Below are 17,964 nucleotides of genomic sequence, written 5' to 3'. Positions count from 1 at the left end.
TGGTCCATAACCGTGGCTGGTAAGAGCACGGTCTTCCCAAGAAGCTCCCCCTTCAATTTGCGAAGCAAATAAGTGGTGAGTAGTTCACTGATTCTTAATCATTCGGATGAGGACCACCCTATCCCGGTCTCAACAGAGTCCTACGCTCTCGTACTACAAAACCTTGTCAATGAAACCGATCACTTACAGCCGCATGAAGCACGTATTTATCAGAAGACCATCAAATGAGATGGTCTTCACGCTTTTTTCTTCGTTCCTCTAAATGCGAAAAACATGGCGATGCCAATCCCGAGCCCGGGCCACCAGTTGTCGAGCGTAAGACCGAATACGACAGCGAATACGACAGCGACTGGAATCGATAAGTATCCACGTTGTTTCATCAAATTGTCACCCTTTCTTTATCTTGCCATCCTTATTCCCGCAAAAATGGTTCTTCATGCAAAATAAAAAAGTGCTTTCATGTAAAGGACTTAACCGTAAGGGCACAATGCGGGCGGCCCAGATGGAATTTGACGTATCGGTGAAAGAAATCGCATAAAAAAGGGTTCGACTGAAGCGTCAGTCGAACCCTTTTATTCGGATGTATGGATCGTTGGGCTCATCTGTCGATCGTGGAGCTCGATTGTAAAAGTAGTGCCTTCTCCGTATACCGAATGTGCATGGATTCCCCACCCATGGGCTTCGGCGATTCGTTTACAAATCCGTAAGCCGAGCCCTGTCCCTTTTATGGATTGATGGGCGGAGGACTCTACGCGATAGTATTCATCAAATACATATGGAAGCGCATCTTCTGGTATTCCAATGCCTGTGTCGGAAACGGACAAGGTGATCGTGCCAGCGCGGTTTTCTACTTCTGTATGCACAGTGCCTCCGTCCGGAGAATATTTGATGGCATTCCCGATCAGGTTGTGGAGCATTTGTCTCAGCTTTGTTTCATCTGCTTGAACGATGACATCAGGCGCCGTGTAGGTCACGTTGTGGGAAGGTGACATGGATTGATAACTCTTTGTGATGTCCTCTAATAGAGGGCGAAGAGAGAACGTCGTCACGGTCAGCTGTTCAGCCGAATAGCTCAGCTTCTGATAGTCGAGAAAGTTATCAACGAGCCGGTTGAGCCGTTCCGTTTCTTGCTTCACTTGTTCTAGCATATGATAAGACTTTTTTGAAGTTTCGTGACGCGCCATCAATAATTCTGTGTAACCTTGGATGGCAGTCAATGGTGTTCGAAAATCATGTGACAGTTCAGCGAGGAACGCATTCTTGCGTTCTTCGAACTGAACGATTTCAGTCTGGTCACGCCACATAATGAAGACCCCTCGTGGTGTTCGGGTAAAGTTAAAAATCAATTGTAATGTCCGGTCGTCAAATTGAAGGCGGCGCGATGTCATGCTCGGTGACTCCACGGACGCACATTCAACTAATTCATGGATGAGGTGAGTGATTTGTGTCGAGTCTGCTCCATGACGGACGAAAGATCGCAGTAAGTAGTGGGTCAGTGCCTCCAAAGAGACGAATGTTTGAGTGGTCAGTGTTGGGCATAACTGGCGAAGGTGACCGTTTGAATAGAAACGGTGTTTCGAAAAATCGATATAACAGATCGCATCCTGTCCTTCTTCGACAATGGAAGCGACCGAGAATGACCGGGATGTATGCTTTTGACGGGCTGACCGCGTTTGACGCCCGATGCGTTTGAAGCTTCGAGTTCGGCGCATCCATATACCTCCTCGCTCTCAATGATCTTACAGTTAGTATACGACACCGGAGACATAATCTCCTATACGGGCAATAGTCCTAGCAGAAAATATAACGAAATCGGGACTGTTCCGTACAAAATAAATTAAAGAAACTCTCCGCCCAATGCGGAGAGTTTGAATTACGCAGTAACTTTTACTTGTCCCATCATCCCATTTTCTTCATGTTCAAGGATATGGCAATGATACATGAACGTTCCCGTTTTGGTGAAGGTCAGTTCGATTTTTACCCGTTCATCGGGAGCGACGGCTACCGTATCTTTCCACCCTTTCTCGTGATCGGATGGTGGTTTACCGTCTCGACTAATGACTCGGAATTGAACGCCGTGGATGTGGAAGGGATGTGTCATCCCACCCATCATATCTGGCTTATTTTCAATTTCCCATACCTCGGTGTCTCCACGTTTCGCTTCGATGTCGATACGCTCCGGGTCATATGTCTTTCCGTTGATTGACACCATGTTACCCATTCCAAAGAGGGTGAGTCGGCGGTCTGCTGTCTCATCTGTCGAGCGCTCCACTGTTTCGATCGTCGGAATCTTAATAGACGCCTTGTCGAGTTCACCGACACGAAACGTGGTGAATGTCACCCCGTCCGCTTTTAAGGCGGCGACATCTTCAACTTGTGAAAAATCAATCAGCACCTCGGCCCGTTCACCTGGTGTCAACGTGAGGGTCTTTAAGGGAATCGGACGTTCCAAAGGACCACCGTCTGTCGCAATTTGAGTCATCTCTGCCCCGCTGGATAACGTAAAATTAAAGTCACGCGCATTCGAACCGTTGACAAGTCGCACTCGTAACGTCTCGGTTTGAACATCGAACGTCGTGTTGATGGCTCCATTTGCAAGAATTGTATCTCCCGTTGTTCCGTCGACATTCATATGGGCATCATAATCTAACTCACCGTTAGGCGTGAAGCGTCGATCTTGTACGATGAGCGGGATGTCGTCGACTCCATATGCACTCGGGAGACCATTCTGTGTATCGTCGGTCACATATAGGAGACCGGCGAGCCCTTTATAAACTTGTTCGGCTGTCGATCCCATCGGATGGGGGTGAAACCACAGTGTACTCGGGTCTTGGTCAATGTCGAGTCGAACTTGTGCCCGTTCACCTGATGCGACGGTCTGATGAGGTCCCCCGTCCATGTCGGCAGGGATGACGAGTCCGTGCCAGTGGAACGTTGTTGGTTCATCCAACCGATTGATGGTATCGATTACGACTGTTTTTCCTTTTGGTAACTCGATCATTGGTCCGAGTAAGTCTCCATTATAGCCGAACGTTTCCGATTTCTTGCCGTCTTTGAAAAATTGTGACGTGCCTTTAGTTGCTTCCACCGTATAGTAGACCGTGTCTCCCGTGACACGATCTGGCTGTAAGGCAGTCGGAATCGGAAGCGGATGTGTCGGTTCATCCGATGCTTGAAGCTCTTGCATCGCTCCGTGTCCCATTGGTCCGCCATTACCATCCATTCCATTATCACCCATCATGTGATCATCCATCTGACCCGTTGCCGAATCGTTTCCCATCATATGATCTTGGTCCATATTGTTGTTATGGTTCCATGTCCCGTTGAAAAGGACGATTAGTAAAACGAGGATGCCTCCAATTAAAATCCCCGTCAACAGAAACCATATTCCTTTCGATTTCATGCTATAACACTCCTTCATTGTTCAGTCCTCACTTTGTTGTACCACCTAATTGTGAAAGAAACATGAAAGTCCAAATCTGTTTAGTTGCATACCGCATAGGGGTATAAAATCGGTGGAAAGGAGAGGATGAATGATGGAGCATGCACACGATCGACACCATGGACATCATGAGGGGAGTCACGAGTCTCATCATGGCGGACACGAGCATATGATTGACGATTTCAAACGACGTTTCTTCGTATCGCTCGGGCTGATGATTCCGATTTTATTTTTATCGGACATGATTCAAGAATGGCTGCGGTTTGAACTCGATTTTCCGTTTGAAAAGACAGTCTTATTTGTATTGGCGACGATTGTATATGTATACGGCGGGTGGCCGTTCTTAAAAGGAAGTGTAGAGGAGCTGCGAGATCGTAGCCCAGGCATGATGATGCTCATTGGCTTGGCGATCAGCGTCGCTTACTTTTATAGCGCAACTGTCGTCTTCGGATACGGAAGTGGCCATGACTTCTTTTGGGAACTCGCTTCATTGATTGTGATCATGCTACTCGGTCATTGGATTGAGATGCGCTCTGTCATGGGAGCGTCGAACGCGTTGGAACAACTCGTGCAGCTTCTTCCGAACGAAGCGCATCGCATCAATGGGGAGGAGACGGAGGACGTCCCGATTTCTGAATTGAGGGAAGGAGATCGGATTCTCGTTAAACCGGGGGAACAGGTTCCTGTGGACGGAAAAATCATGAAAGGACGGACAACAATCGATGAGTCGATGTTGACCGGGGAATCGATGCCCGTTGAAAAAACCGATGGGGATGACGTGATCGCAGGATCGATTAACCAAGAAGGGAGCTTGACGATTGAAACGATTGGTACGGGAGAAAGCACGTACTTGTCAAAAGTGATTGAATTGGTGAATGAGGCACAAAAATCGAAGTCGCGGGCTCAAAATCTGGCGAACCGGGCGGCGAAATATTTGTTCTATATCGCAATTGCCGCTGGGGTCATCACGTTCACGGTTTGGTTCATGCTCGGATATTCGGTCGGAACGGCGGTTGAACGGATGGTGACGGTCATGGTCATCTCGTGTCCACACGCACTCGGGCTAGCGACACCCCTCGTCGTCGCTGTCTCGACAGCGTTATCGGCGAAACAAGGTCTTCTCATCCGCAATCGGACTCAATTTGAAGAGGCGCGTCGACTCAATGCCGTCATTTTCGATAAGACCGGTACGCTGACGGAAGGGAATTTCGGAGTCACGGACATACAGGCGAGCTCGCCTTATACGGAGGAAGACGTGTTGCAACTCGCAGGAGCAGTTGAGCGTGAGTCGCAACATCCTCTCGCGCAAGGGATTTTAAGAGAAGCCGAGAGACGGGAGTTGAAACTGGCGGCTGTCGACGACTTCGGTTCGATGACAGGTGTCGGATTGGAAGGGACGGTTGATGGTGCGCATGTTCAAGTCGTCAGTCCGCGACATATCCGCGATCAACACATTCAAATTAATGAGGAGGCGTTTGCACGACTTTCGGGAGAAGGAAAGACCGTCGTCTTTGTTTTGAAGGACAGAGAATGGGTCGGGATGATTGCGATGGCCGATCTGGTAAGGGAAGAGGCGAAGGAGACTGTCGAGGCACTTCATGAAAAAGGCATCCGGTCCATCATGTTGACGGGTGACAACGAGAAGGTCGCACATTGGGTGGCTCGTCAGCTCGGCATCGATGACGTGTATGCCGAAGTATTACCGGACGACAAGGCGAACCAAGTAAAAGACGTCCAAAAAGACGGCAGTAAAGTAGCGATGGTCGGGGATGGAATCAATGACGCTCCGGCGCTGGCACAAGCGGATGTCGGTATCGCAATCGGTAGCGGAACGGACGTTGCTGTTGAGACAGCTGACATCGTTCTTGTCCGTAGCAATCCGAAAGATGTGCTATCGATTTTAGATCTTTCACAGAACACATATCGGAAGATGATTCAAAACTTATGGTGGGCCGCAGGGTATAATATTGTCGCCATTCCGCTTGCAGCAGGGGTGCTCGCCCCGATTGGCATCATCCTGTCCCCGGCCGTGGGTGCCGTCTTGATGAGCTTAAGCACGGTTATTGTCGCCATCAACGCCCGACTTCTGAAGATTTAACAATTATTTCATCTTTGGCACGTATGCTAGATGGGATGCTAGAGATGGAGGGATCAAGATGAAGCGAATGTTGATACTATCACTCTTCCTGACTCCACTGCTTTTAACGGCTTGTGGAACGGAAGAGGCACCGCCGGACACGAGTCAATCCGAGAACGTGACGACAACTACAAAAGACGAGTGGCAACGTGTGGGATCCGATGAAACGGTTTCTCATATTCACGGGGCTGGATTTTGGCAAGACGATAACCGTCCGGTCATTGCAACGCACGCCGGATTGATGGAATATCGTGAAGACGGCTGGTATACACTTCCGACGAATCGTCATGACTATATGGGATTCGAACTCGTTGAGGATGGGTTTTATGCAAGTGGTCATCCCGACCGCCGTACCGACTTCAAAAATCCACTCGGTGTGTTGCACGGGAAAGACCATGGCATGACATTAGACATACGGGCACTTGAGGGAGAGGCAGACTTCCACTATATGAGTGCAGGCTATGCGACGGAAATGTTGTACGTTTACCTTGAAGAAGCGACATTAGAGCTAAAACCGGGATTTTATCGTTCCGACGATGGCGGAAGAACGTTCGAGTCGATGCGAGGATCTGGGGTAGAGGGTGAGCAGGTGGCAGGGATTATTGCCGACGCGACAGAAGCGGCGCGCGTCTTCTTGTATGGGCCGTCTGGGATCCTCGTTTCGAACGATGTGGGAGATTCATTTAAGCCACTTATCGAATCAGAACAGGTGATCACGGTCGGGGCGGATGAGGGACGGTTGGCCTACGTACGACAGACCGGTGATTCTTTTGAAGGAGTTCGATTCAATCTAGACGATGCCTCCTCAGAGACGTTCAATCTTCCAGAGCTTCAAGCGAATGCAGTTCCAATCGAATTGGCGATCAAAGAGGAGCGCATGCTGCTCGTCACATCTGACAATAGCGTATATGAGTTCATAGACGAGGAGTGGCAGACACAACTTGATGCAGGTGAACTCGAATGACGAAAGACGCCTTTCCATTACTGGAGAGGCGTCTTTTTGCCGAGTGGTAGGGTGACGGTGAACGAGGTACCTGTTGTGTCCGAAGATACCGTCAACGTCCCGCCATGCCGTGTGACGATTTGCTTGGCGATGGCGAGTCCGAGTCCGCTCCCGCCAGTCTGTCGAGAGCGTGATTTTTCCACGCGATACAGACGGTCAAAAATATGCGGTAAATCTTCTTCGGGAATACCTTTCCCGTCGTCTTTAATGGTCAGAATCAGGTGAGTGTCCGTGACGTTTGAGCGCAGGGAGACGTGAGAGGCCTCACTATGTTCAATCGCATTATGGGCGATAGAGCGGAAGACTTGGAGCATCCGGTGCCGATCCAATGTGAGGGCGGTGTCTTGTTGTCTCGCGTTCGAGGAAGCATCGAACCGAATCATCGTCATTCGGAACATCGTATCGAGCATTCGACGTAAGTCCGCACAAAACGTCGTGACAGTCACTTCTTCTCGATGCAACAAGAATGTGTTTTCGTCGAGCTGTGCCAGTTGAAACGCATTTTCGACGAGTTCTGTGAGCGACCGACTCTCATCTAAGATTGTCTGAATTGATTGCTTTCGTAGTGGCTCAGGAGTGGTTTCTTTCGAAGCAATCTCGGCATATCCTCTTAAATAAGTAAGAGGGGTTTTGATTTCATGTGAGAGATCGGACAAAAATTGATGTCGTTCGCTACGTAAACGTGACAACTCCACGGACATGGTCTCGATCGAACGGGCCAACTCACCGATTTCGTCAACGCGATTCGTTGGTAGCTGTAAGTTTTCGGGGGTTGTCAGTACGTTCTCAGTCGCTTGTTTCAGTGACTGAATTGGTTTCGAAATGAGGCGGCTCAGTAGGATGAAGGTCAACACGGTCGTCACCAGTGCAATGGCCGTGATATAAAGAAATCGTAACTGAAGGCGATGACTGATTCCATGAATGATTTCAGTCGGTAAAAACATGTAGACGTATCCAAACCGTGTATCGAGGTCATCCGTGATCGGCGTACGAACGCTCAAATACGCCTCGTTTTCCCAGTCGTCTTCTAGAACAGTCGTGTCATCGAAGGGGCCCGTACGTGGTTTCGTTTCGACGGTATCGACTAGTACTTGTGGAAAAGAACGGGAAGTTTGAAGAAGATCATGTGCTGGGTCGGTGATGGCAACTTTTGTGTCCGTCTCACTTTCCATGGTAGCCACATGACCGATTGTCTCTTCGGAAAAATTCATTGCTAATACGCTCGCATGACTCTCGGCCCGTGATTCTAATCGATGGACTTCTTCTGTCACACGTTCCCCAAGTAGTGTGTGGTAAAGGAGCAAGAATAAGACTCCTTCAATCAACAACGTAGACAATAAGAAGACGAGGCTGATTCGGAACGGCAAGCTGTTACGACTGCGTCTCATCCGGAACGCTCCTCGGTCCATCGATACCCACGTCCCCATACCGTCTTTAAATAATCATCGATTGGAAAGCCTGCATCTCCTAACTTTTCTCGAATCATACGTATGTGTGCATCGACTGTACGGGGGTCCGATTCGGCGGAGTACGGCCAGACGAGGTCATACAAATCTAAACGATTGAACAAACGATTCGGGTGCTGAAGAAATAGCTTCAAGACGGCTGTTGCTTTCGGTGTCAGAATGATTTCCTGTTCTTCATATAAAATGCGCCCGCTCTCTTCATCGTAACGGAGTGGACCGTATTGTAGGTTGACGACCCGACTTCTTCGCAAGACGGCTCGAATTCGAGCGAGCAACACATTTCCATCAAATGGCTTCGTGACGTAGTCATCCGCTCCGGCATCTAGTCCTTGAATGGTCGTCTCGTTGTCTGAACGTGCCGTCAACAAGACGACGGGTAATGCCGGATCCATCGTTTTCAACTGACGACAAAGTGAGATTCCATCTACTTCCGGCATCATAATATCTAAAAGGATGAGGTCCGGTCGCTCTTCAATCTGATCGAGTGCGGAGCGGGCATCATTTGCCTCGATGCAAGCGTACCCATCGCTTTCAAGAAACAGACGAATCAAATGTCTCATTTTCTCTTCATCGTCTACAATGAGGATCTTCATCTAATATCCCTCCTTCCTTCATTATCGTTCCGCACGCTTCATATGATTTCCTTCCATGGCGAAAAGAGTTTGTAGTTGTTCGTAAGCGCGTGCAACGTCGCGACAGTAAATGACGGGTACTCTCGCATCAATCGGTCGATCTGTGACGATGGCCACTGCGCCATTTCGGATGGCGGCCCTCACTAAATCGACGCCACGTTCATTGATCGGGCGCTTGCAAATATATAAAAACATTTTTTTAATTTTTTCTGGTGTCGTTCCAATCCCGCGAATTGTCATCTCTTCCGAGTGATCAAGATAGGACCAAGACAGAACAGAATCCAGTGTTGTCAGTACGTCCTGCAATGTCAGCTCGTGCATCATCGTTCTCCTTCCTTGCATGGTCTCAATTTCACTAGTGTACCCGACGTTTGTGAAAAAGAAGTGAAAAGTGTTAAGAGTACGACGGGATGGAGAAATAGGCGGGTTTGAGTATAGAAAAAGTAGGTTAAAGCTTTTCTATACGCACAACAAGAAAGGATGAACAAGATGAAACAATACGGTAAATTCGGAATCATGATTGCGGTCTCGACATTTCTAATGTATTGGCTCATGTATTTGAACGTGTTTCAGTTCAATCATATCTTCTTTAGTCAGACGAGGTTGTACATGGCACTCATCATGGGATCGGTCATGGCGTTCGTCATGCTACTCTTCATGTGGGGAATGTATAAAAACAAAACAGTTAACTTTATTATTTTAGGAGTCAGTGCCCTCGTTTTCAGCGCTTCACTCTGGCTCGTTAGGAGCCAGACGACCGTCGATGATGTCAGTTGGATGAAAGCGATGATCCCTCACCACTCCATTGCCATTTTGACAAGTGAACGTGCTGAAATTGAAGACCCACGCGTGAAAGAATTGTCTGAAGAAATTATAAAAGCACAGCGCCGTGAAATCGAAGAGATGAAGCAATTGATTAAAGATTTAGAGGATGAAGAAGAGAGCGCAGAGGAGAATGGTGAGTAACAGACATACACAGTCGAATGCGGCTGTGTATTTTTTGTACGCCTAAAAGGAAAAATAAAGAAAGTAAGTTAGATTTTGTTTTCCTTTATTTGAAATATAAATGACATATTTGTTGGTTCATTTCGATGATAAGATTATTTTAGTTATATTATATATAAAATAAAAATTTAAATACATAATTGAGAGGATTTACCATTATATGAAACGAAAGATAATCGCCCTCTTTTGCTCTGTCCTTTTCACAATCGGAATCTTCACTCCAACAGGTACTTCAGTCGAAGCTGCCACGACGTATAATGTCAAAGTCACGACCAACAGTTTAAACGTCCGTTCGGGTCCGGGCACGACGTATAAGATTGTCGGTAGCGCGAAGTTGGGACAGTCGTTCAAATATCTCGGCGTGAGCGGAGGATGGACGAAAATCACTTTCAACGGGAATTCCCGCTATGTATCCAGTACGTATGTGAAGAAGTACAGTGTGTCGACGGTCTCGACTACATCGACTGCGAAAATGATCATCCCGACAAAAGGGACGTTGACGCAAAAGTATGGCCCGGCGAGCGGGCAATACGGTTACACATTCCATAACGGCATCGATTTAGGTGCACCGAGAGGGACCCCTGTCGTAGCAGCTGCATCTGGACAGGTGACCGTTGCGCGAAACTATGGGGCTTATGGGAACTATATCATGATGACTCACCAGTTGAACGGACAAACATATATCACGGTGTACGCCCACCTCGACCGCATCAATGTCGTCAAAGGGCAGACGCTAGCAAAAGGAGCGACGATTGGAACGGTCGGCAATACCGGAAACTCGTTCGGAAATCACCTCCACTTCGAAGTACATCGGAACAGCTATGTGTATAGCAGTTCATCTCCTGCCAACAGTATCAATCCGTATACGATGTTTTAACCGAAAAGCACGCGCTCACCATAATTGGGGCGCGTGCTTTTCGGTTAATGGATTGTCGTTCGTTTATTTCGTTCGATTTGGTTGGCAACGACGAGGCTTACGCCAAGGACGACACCGAACACCAATCCGAATAGGTTGTTAAAGAGTAACATGAGAATGATCCCGAAGACGAGACCGATACTCATGAGGCCAATCCGATCAAACATATTGAATCCCCTTTTCTGTAGTTGTGCACCTCAATGATTACCCGATTTTCAAAGAAAGAACACCGACGAAATGGACCGATTGATTCATTATACGTTTTGTGAAGAGGAAGGTTTCGTTTTATAGAAACTATAAAGGACACTGATTAAAATGACGAGAACGATCGTCCCGAGCGACATCCAAATCGGCATCTTGTACACATCGCCTAAAATCATCTTCGCCCCGATAAAGACGAGCATGAAGCTGAGACCATGTTTTAAATAGTAGAAGCGGTCAATCAAGTTGGCGAGGACGAAGTAGAGGCTACGAAGTCCGAGAATCGCCATGATATTCGCATAGAAGATAATATATGGGTCACGCGAATAGGCGAAACTCGCGGCGACCGAATCGACGGCGAACACGATGTCCGATAACTCGATAAAGATGAGCGCGATGAAAAGCGGTGTGAAGAACAACTTCCTATTGATGCGTTTCGTGAACTTCCCAGACGAGATGTCTTGTGTGATCGGAAGGCGTCGCTCGAGCCAACGAATCGTCTTGTTCTCTTCGAGTGACTCCTCTTTCCCGATATTTTTGTACATCATCCATCCCGTATAGACAAGGAACGCCCCGAACACGTAATAGACCCAACCGAAGTTCTCTAAAAGGGATACACCAGCGACGATGAAGACGGCGCGGAAGAAAATCGCACCAAGAATTCCCCAGAACAGTACCTTATGTTGATACTTGAGTGGGATGGCAAAATAAGCGAAAACGAGTGAGAAGACGAAGACGTTATCGATCGCGAGTGCTTTCTCGATGAAATAGACGCTCGCATATTCCGTCGCGGCCGTACTACCTTGTGTGTAAAACAACCATCCTCCAAAAACAAAAGCAATTCCAATCCAGACGAACGTCCATGTCCATGCCTCGCGGAGCGAGACTTCGTGTGCCTTCCGGTGAAACACCCCGAGGTCAAGCGCGAGCATAAAGATGACGATAAGCAAAAACCCGATGAGTAGGGTCAACAACAATTCCTCCTTTTAAGTTCATATGAACTTCTATGTATTGACTTTAAGTTCACACGAACTTAAAGTCAATACTTTTTTGAAGACTGGATGATGTTTTTAAATAGATGAAGAAGGTCTTTCATGTGAGTGACAGATGAATCGATGATTTTAAGGTCAAACCCACTTGAAATTTAGAATAGCTAGATGAATAAAATGATTTTAAACGAATTCGTGGATCAGCTATTTTGAAGAGAGGCTCACATTTCATTTAATTAAAGAAGAAACATGGATTTAAAAAACTTATGAAAAATCATAATCAAGGTAAAAAAATCATTCGGATTAATCTGATAATTCGAGATGGAGAAAAAATTTATAAAAAGTTATTTACAGTCATTTTCAATCGGCGTAATATCCATCTCATCAACTTCATACGTATTGTTGAAATCTTTTCGCCGAGTTCCGGAGACGGAAGCGGGGGACCCACCGTCCATTTTGGACTGGGGTGAATCCTCAAGTGAGGTAGGGCCAACCTAGGCAGGCCCGAATCCGACAGCTAACCTCGTAGGCGTTATTAGGGGGATCCGACTCATTCAGTGATATGCCACTGGAGCCGTTTCTTGCTCCTGTGGTTTTTTGTTTATTTAAAATGTCAAATTAAGTCAATAAAATTAAAAAAGAGGGTTTGCTATGACTGATTTATTCGCAATTGTTTTACTCATCGGTTTAGTGACATCGATGAACATGATGATACGTTCGATTGATCGGATGTATTGGAATGAACAGGGGTGAGAACATGAATATTGCGATATTGGCAATTGGGATTGGGTATCTCGCTTACTTAACTGTTGCTTTACTAAAACCAGAAAAATTTTAACGACAGAGGAGAATGACGAAAGATGTGGGTTACATTCATCATCACATTGAGTCTGCTCATCGCGATCACGATGACAGCCAGTGCTATTTTAGGGGGCTATGTCGGACGCCGGTTTGTACCGATTCAAGAGCGACCAAACTATGTAGGGAAAGCGCTCGAGACGAGAATCACACGTCGCCTTCGAATAAATGAGCGCGAGAAGCAATCGTGGTTTGGTTATGCAAAAGATTTTTTGACACTCAATTTACTATTTTTATTGATTGGATACGTGTTGCTTCGCTTCCAAGGCGTGTTGCCGTTCAATCCGAACGGAGCCGTTAATTTAGATTGGCATCTCGCCTTCCATACGGCCATTAGTTTTATGACGAATACAGATCAACAGCACTACTCGGGGGAGGCGCTCTCTCATTTATCGCAGATGTTCGTCCTATCGACGCTCATGTTCGTTGCGCCAACGATGGCATTTACAATGGCACTGGCATTCATTCGAGGGGTTCTTGGAAAGCCGCTCGGTCAGTTCTATTTCGACTTCGTGCGCATCATTGTGTATGTGCTCATACCAATTAGCATGTTTTTCGGAATATTGTTGATTGCATTCGGGGTTCCACAGACACTTAGTCCGAATGCTGTCGTCACAACACTCGAAGGCGCAAGTCAAACGATTCAGCGCGGACCGATTGCATCATTTGAAGTTATCAAACAACTCGGGAATAACGGTGGCGGTTATTATGCGGTCAATGGAGCACATCCGTTTGAAAATCCGACTGAATGGACGAACTACATCCATCTCTTCTTGATGCTATTATTGCCGATGTCGCTTCCGTTCATTTACGGATCGATGGCAAAAAAACGCAAACAGGGGTTCATATATTTTAGTGTCATGCTCTTCTTGTTTTTGATTGGGGCGATTGCCATGTACGCCGTATTATATTCAAATCCATCCTTGCACGGACAAGAGATGCGTTTTGGTGCAATCGGCACAGCCCTTTACAGCGCGATTACGACGGCAGCTGAAACGGGTGCAGTCAATGCGATGCATGACTCACTTCCATCGTTAGGTGGCATCATCTTGATGGGCAATATGATGTTGAACGTCGTCTTTGGTGGAGTCGGTGCCGGTTTCATGAACTTGATGATGTATGTGATCATCACCATTTTTGTCGCAACCCTCTTGATTGGACAGACACCGACAGTGCTTGGTAAGAAAATCGAAGGACGTGAGATGAAACTTGTCGCATTGACACTGCTCGTCTCTCCTCTCCTCATTTTAGGATTCACCTTCTTGGCGCTTGTGTTACCGGCTGGACAGGAAGCCATCACGAACGCGGGACCACATGGGATTTCCCAAATCTTGTATGAGTATACATCCGCTGTCGCCAACAACGGATCTGGATTTGAAGGATTGTTGGATGCGACGCCGTTTTGGAATATCACGGCAGGGTTTGCCATGTTCTTCGGTCGATACATTCCACTTTTATTGATGGTGGCGATGGCGGGTAGTCTTCAAATGAAACCATACGTGACGGAAGAAGGTGCACTTCGAACGGACACGCCGCTGTTTGCGTCACTCCTTTTCGGTGTGATATTGATTGTCGGTGCCTTGACGTTCCTACCTGTATTGTTGCTAGGACCATTCGCTGAATGGCTCATGATACGTTGAACATAGGAGAGAATAGAAGATGAATGAACTAGAAAAACAGACACGCGGCTTTGACGCGAGCTTGATTGTTCCTGCCATGTGGGACGGTGTGAAAAAATTAGATCCACGGACGATGGTGAAACAACCGGTCATGTTTCTCGTATGGGGCGGGTTCTTATTATCGCTCGTGTATACCATCATGTCAGAGGAAATGCGAGGCTTTCATTTGGCAGTGACGCTCATCTTGCTCGTCACATTATGGTTCGCCAATTTCGCCGAAGCGATTGCGGAAGGTCGGGGGAAGGCGCAGGCCGCAACGCTTCGTGCATCGAAAAATGATGTAATGGCACGTCGGATTGTAAAAAACGGGATAGAGGAAGTCGCTTCGTCGCTCCTCCGAAAAGGAGATATCGTCGAAGTGCGCGCCGGAGACTACGTGCCGGGAGACGGCGAAATGATCGCTGGGCTCGCTTCGATTGACGAATCGGCGATTACAGGAGAATCCGCACCGGTCATCAAAGAATCTGGTGGTGATTTTTCATCAGTCATCGGAGGAACACTTGTCGTCAGTGACCGGATCGAAGTCAAAATCACGAGTGACCCAGGGGAGTCGTTCCTTGACCAGATGATCGCCCTTGTCGAGGGCTCAAAGCGTCAAAAAACACCAAACGAGATAGCGTTATCGCTCCTCCTCGTTTCACTCAGTATGATTTTCTTGCTCGTCGTCTTGACATTACCTGCGCTCACGAGTTATCTAGGATTTCAATTGTCACCACCAATCTTGATTGCGCTACTCGTCTGTCTTATCCCAACGACAATCGGAGGGCTCTTATCCGCGATTGGAATTGCCGGGATGGACCGCGTCACACGATTCAATGTCATTGCGATGAGTGGAAAGGCCGTCGAGGCAGCTGGGGATATTCGGACCATCATTTTAGATAAGACGGGGACCATCACGTTCGGAAATCGGATGGCGTTTGAAGTCGTCCCAGTAGAAGGTGTCACAGCTTCACAAGCGCTTGGAGTCGCCGTTTTGACATCACTTGAAGACGAGACGCCAGAAGGTCGGTCTGTGTTGACGCTTGCGAAAGAACGCTGGGGAGAGTTAGATGAGTCACCGAAACAAGGTGCGGTCATCATCCCATTTAAAGCGGAGACGCGCATGTCGGGACTTGACTTGGCAGACGGTCGATGCGTCCGAAAAGGTGCAGCATCATCCATCATTGAGTGGGTCGTTGCTCAAGGTGGGAGCGTCCCGAACGATTTACAGGATTGCGTCGATGTGATCTCGAAAGAGGGGGGCACACCGCTCGTCATCTGTGAAGATGCGCGAATTGTCGGTGTGATTCACTTGAAAGATACGGTGAAGCCAGGCATGCGTGAACGGTTCGACCGACTTCGCCAAATGGGGATCAAGACCATCATGTGTACGGGAGATAATCCGTTGACGGCGGCGACGATTGCCCGTGAAGCCGGTGTCGATGAGTTTGTAGCCGAATGTAAACCAGAAGATAAGATTCGCGTCATTAAAGCAGAGCAACAAGCAGGTCATCTTGTCGCGATGACGGGAGACGGGACGAATGATGCCCCGGCACTTGCGCAGGCAGATGTCGGTCTCGCTATGAACTCCGGGACGCAGGCCGCGAAAGAAGCGGCAAACATGATTGATTTGGATTCAAATCCGACGAAAATCATTGAAGTGGTTGAAATCGGTAAGCAATTACTGATGACACGAGGTGCCTTGACGACGTTCTCGATTGCGAACGATGTGGCCAAATACTTCGCCATTTTGCCAGCGATGTTCGTCGCCTTTATTCCAGAGATGGATTGGTTGAACGTGATGCGTCTAGGTTCACCAGAGTCAGCGATTTTGGCCGCCCTCCTCTTTAACGCCTTGATCATCCCACTGCTCATTCCGATTGCGATGAAAGGCGTTCGTTATGATCCGGTCGGTCCGGAGAAGTTATTACGTAGAAATATACTCGTTTACGGTGTCGGCGGTGTGATTGTTCCATTCTTAGGAATCAAAGCACTCGATGTCGTCTTAAACTTATTCATGTGAGGTGGACCGAATGTCTTCTATAAAACAAGTAGGTATCGTCGTCAGCTTGACGATGGTCTTATGCGGTGTGGCTTATCCACTCGCTTTAACAGTAGTAGGTCAGGCACTATTTCCGAGTCAGGCTGAAGGTAGTTTGATTGAACGAGATGGTGAACAGATTGGATCAAAGTGGATCGCACAACCTTTCGTTTCTGAAGGCTACTTCCACGGCCGACCAACAGCAGTCGATCAACTCACTGGTCAATCGGGCGGCGATAACATGGCAGAAAGCAATCCAAACCGTCCGAAACACGACCCTGAACTTCCGGGAGCGATTGAGACATCGGGATCAGGACTGGATCCGCATATCTCGATGGAACATGCGATGTCACAAGTCGATCGTATCAGCGACGCACGTTCGATGGCGACGGCTGAAGTCGAAGCTGTCATTCAAAATACGGCGGACGGTGAACCGTACGTCAACGTCCTCATGATGAACCTCGCGTTGGATGAGATGGACTGATGAAAGAAAAACTTCGTCTCTACATCGGGGCCGCACCAGGTGTCGGCAAAACGTATAAAATGTTAGCGGATGCATGGGCACGTCAACAAGAAGGTGTCACGGTCATGATTGGATTGATTGAGACGCATGGACGGAAAGAAACAGAGAAGATGATTGGCGATTTGCCGGTCATCCCTCTTCTTTCCATCTCCTATAAAGGACATGAACTGAAGGAGTTAGATGTCGAGACGATTTTGACGATTCACCCTGCCATTGTCCTCGTCGATGAGCTGGCCCATACGAATGCTCCAGGCTCTGTACGTGCGAAGCGATATCAAGATGTACAGGTCTTATTAGAAAATGGGATCGATGTGTATGCGGCCGTAAACATTCAGCATTTTGAAAGTTTACTGTTGACGGTTAAAGGTATTACAGGTGTCGAGGTAAGAGAACGGATTCCAGATCTTTTCCTCAATCAAGCAGACGAAATTTTACTCGTCGATGTGACACCACAAACGCTTCAAGAACGCATGAAACAAGGGAAGATTTATCGACCGGAAAAAATCGAACAAAGTTTATCGTCATTCTTTACGCTGACCAATTTATCGAGCCTTCGTGAGATTGCGCTTCGGCAAGTAGCGGATGAAGTCGATGACCAAGTGTATCGGACCCGAAAAAACGTAGTCTCTGATCCGACGCTTCTCCAAGAACGAATCATGGTCTGCATTCAGCTCAATGACAATGCGAGATACTTAATTTATCGAGGATTTCGCATGGCAAGTCGACTCAAAGCGAAACTCTTTATCTTGTCTGTACTCCATAATGATGAAAGAAAATTAAATCCCAAACAAACTGCTATTTTAAAAGAAGTCCGGGAGCAAGGGGCATCATTTCAGGCAGAAGTGATTGTGATAAACGTACCGAGGAAAGACCTCACAAAGAGTTTAACGATCACGGCGCGGGAGAAACGGGTCACCCAGTTAATTCTCGGACAATCGGCACGGACACGCTGGCAAGAAGTTATGCGTGGATCGATTGTGAACGTCATCATGCGGGAATTGAAGCAGGTTGATATCCATATCGTCTCGGATCAAACGTGATAGGTGTGACGGATCGTGTGAACGGGAAGAGTGAATCATGTGAGCAAAGGAGG

General features: G+C 47.6%; 17 protein-coding genes and 1 riboswitch. Of the genes, 9 read left to right on the top strand and 8 right to left on the bottom strand.

Annotation, left to right across the window (positions count from 1 at the left end; translation table 11 throughout):
• Positions 1-236: 236 nt before the first annotated feature.
• The 3 genes from KNP00_RS10285 to KNP00_RS10275 form a co-directional block, all read right to left on the bottom strand.
• Positions 237-380 carry a hypothetical protein gene (locus tag KNP00_RS10285; RefSeq protein WP_215144871.1) on the bottom strand — a complete coding sequence of 48 codons (144 nt, stop codon included), beginning with the start codon at positions 378-380 and terminating at the stop codon, positions 237-239.
• A gap of 192 nt (positions 381-572) precedes the next feature.
• Positions 573-1,712, bottom strand: coding sequence for a sensor histidine kinase (locus tag KNP00_RS10280; RefSeq protein ID WP_215144869.1), 1,140 nt, complete (start codon positions 1,710-1,712; stop codon positions 573-575).
• A gap of 161 nt (positions 1,713-1,873) precedes the next feature.
• Positions 1,874-3,403: a multicopper oxidase family protein gene (locus tag KNP00_RS10275; RefSeq protein WP_240542828.1), complete on the bottom strand. Its 1,530-nt coding sequence runs from the start codon at positions 3,401-3,403 to the stop codon at positions 1,874-1,876.
• Between the two features lie 130 nt (positions 3,404-3,533).
• Here KNP00_RS10275 and KNP00_RS10270 point away from each other — a divergent pair, with 130 nt between their 5' ends.
• Together KNP00_RS10270 and KNP00_RS10265 are read left to right on the top strand one after the other, a co-directional pair.
• A complete protein-coding gene (locus tag KNP00_RS10270; protein WP_215144865.1) occupies positions 3,534-5,540 on the top strand; it encodes a heavy metal translocating P-type ATPase in 2,007 nt (668 codons plus the stop codon).
• A gap of 58 nt (positions 5,541-5,598) precedes the next feature.
• Entirely contained in the window at positions 5,599-6,543 is a 945-nt protein-coding gene (locus KNP00_RS10265; protein ID WP_215144863.1) for a F510_1955 family glycosylhydrolase, read from the top strand.
• Positions 6,544-6,560: 17 nt separating this feature from the next.
• On the opposite strand, the gene KNP00_RS10260 is transcribed toward KNP00_RS10265, so the two are convergent.
• Genes KNP00_RS10260 through KNP00_RS10250 form a run of 3 tightly spaced genes read right to left on the bottom strand, consistent with a single transcriptional unit; the run spans position 6,561 to position 9,004 of the window.
• Positions 6,561-7,970: a sensor histidine kinase gene (locus tag KNP00_RS10260; protein WP_215144860.1), complete on the bottom strand. Its 1,410-nt coding sequence runs from the start codon at positions 7,968-7,970 to the stop codon at positions 6,561-6,563.
• The gene (locus KNP00_RS10255) at positions 7,967-8,641 is read right to left on the bottom strand and encodes a response regulator transcription factor (protein ID WP_215144858.1); all 675 of its coding nucleotides are present in this window, start codon (positions 8,639-8,641) and stop codon (positions 7,967-7,969) included. Before KNP00_RS10255 ends, KNP00_RS10260 begins: the two co-directional genes overlap by 4 nt.
• Before the next feature lie 21 nt (positions 8,642-8,662).
• Entirely contained in the window at positions 8,663-9,004 is a 342-nt protein-coding gene (locus KNP00_RS10250) for a hypothetical protein (RefSeq protein WP_215144855.1), read from the bottom strand.
• Between the two features lie 165 nt (positions 9,005-9,169).
• Here KNP00_RS10250 and KNP00_RS10245 point away from each other — a divergent pair, with 165 nt between their 5' ends.
• Together KNP00_RS10245 and KNP00_RS10240 are read left to right on the top strand one after the other, a co-directional pair.
• Positions 9,170-9,646 (top strand): DUF305 domain-containing protein, encoded by a 477-nt coding sequence (locus KNP00_RS10245; RefSeq protein WP_215144851.1) that lies wholly within the window; start codon positions 9,170-9,172, stop codon positions 9,644-9,646.
• A 199-nt stretch (positions 9,647-9,845) separates the two neighbouring features.
• Positions 9,846-10,562 (top strand): peptidoglycan DD-metalloendopeptidase family protein, encoded by a 717-nt coding sequence (locus KNP00_RS10240; RefSeq protein WP_215144848.1) that lies wholly within the window; start codon positions 9,846-9,848, stop codon positions 10,560-10,562.
• A 44-nt stretch (positions 10,563-10,606) separates the two neighbouring features.
• On the opposite strand, the gene KNP00_RS10235 is transcribed toward KNP00_RS10240, so the two are convergent.
• Positions 10,607-10,768, bottom strand: coding sequence for a hypothetical protein (locus KNP00_RS10235; RefSeq protein ID WP_215144845.1), 162 nt, complete (start codon positions 10,766-10,768; stop codon positions 10,607-10,609).
• A gap of 87 nt (positions 10,769-10,855) precedes the next feature.
• Positions 10,856-11,773 carry a TerC family protein gene (locus KNP00_RS10230; protein ID WP_215144843.1) on the bottom strand — a complete coding sequence of 306 codons (918 nt, stop codon included), beginning with the start codon at positions 11,771-11,773 and terminating at the stop codon, positions 10,856-10,858.
• 422 nt (positions 11,774-12,195) lie between these two features.
• Positions 12,196-12,338: riboswitch (cyclic di-AMP (ydaO/yuaA leader) on the top strand.
• A gap of 192 nt (positions 12,339-12,530) precedes the next feature.
• Here KNP00_RS10230 and KNP00_RS14385 point away from each other — a divergent pair.
• From KNP00_RS14385 to KNP00_RS10205, 5 genes are read left to right on the top strand one after another with little or no spacing between them, the layout of a single operon-like run.
• Positions 12,531-12,629 carry a potassium-transporting ATPase subunit F gene (locus KNP00_RS14385; RefSeq protein ID WP_215144841.1) on the top strand — a complete coding sequence of 33 codons (99 nt, stop codon included), beginning with the start codon at positions 12,531-12,533 and terminating at the stop codon, positions 12,627-12,629.
• Positions 12,630-12,651: 22 nt separating this feature from the next.
• Complete coding sequence (gene kdpA, locus KNP00_RS10220) at positions 12,652-14,289, top strand: potassium-transporting ATPase subunit KdpA (protein WP_215144839.1); 1,638 nt, start codon at positions 12,652-12,654, stop codon at positions 14,287-14,289.
• A 19-nt stretch (positions 14,290-14,308) separates the two neighbouring features.
• On the top strand, positions 14,309-16,330 hold the full coding sequence (gene kdpB, locus KNP00_RS10215; protein WP_215144832.1) for a potassium-transporting ATPase subunit KdpB: 2,022 nt from the start codon (positions 14,309-14,311) through the stop codon (positions 16,328-16,330).
• Between the two features lie 10 nt (positions 16,331-16,340).
• Complete coding sequence (locus KNP00_RS10210; RefSeq protein WP_240542827.1) at positions 16,341-16,832, top strand: potassium-transporting ATPase subunit C; 492 nt, start codon at positions 16,341-16,343, stop codon at positions 16,830-16,832.
• Positions 16,832-17,911: a universal stress protein gene (locus KNP00_RS10205; protein ID WP_215144830.1), complete on the top strand. Its 1,080-nt coding sequence runs from the start codon at positions 16,832-16,834 to the stop codon at positions 17,909-17,911. The genes KNP00_RS10210 and KNP00_RS10205 overlap by 1 nt, the downstream gene beginning before the upstream one ends.
• Positions 17,912-17,964: the final 53 nt, after the last annotated feature.

It is taken from the genome of Exiguobacterium qingdaonense, assembly GCF_018617855.1.
In the GTDB taxonomy this organism is placed as follows: Bacteria; Bacillota; Bacilli; order Exiguobacteriales; family Exiguobacteriaceae; genus Exiguobacterium; species Exiguobacterium qingdaonense.
The sequence above is the reverse complement of the archived record's forward strand: the minus strand, read 5'-3'. Positions and strand labels throughout refer to the sequence as shown.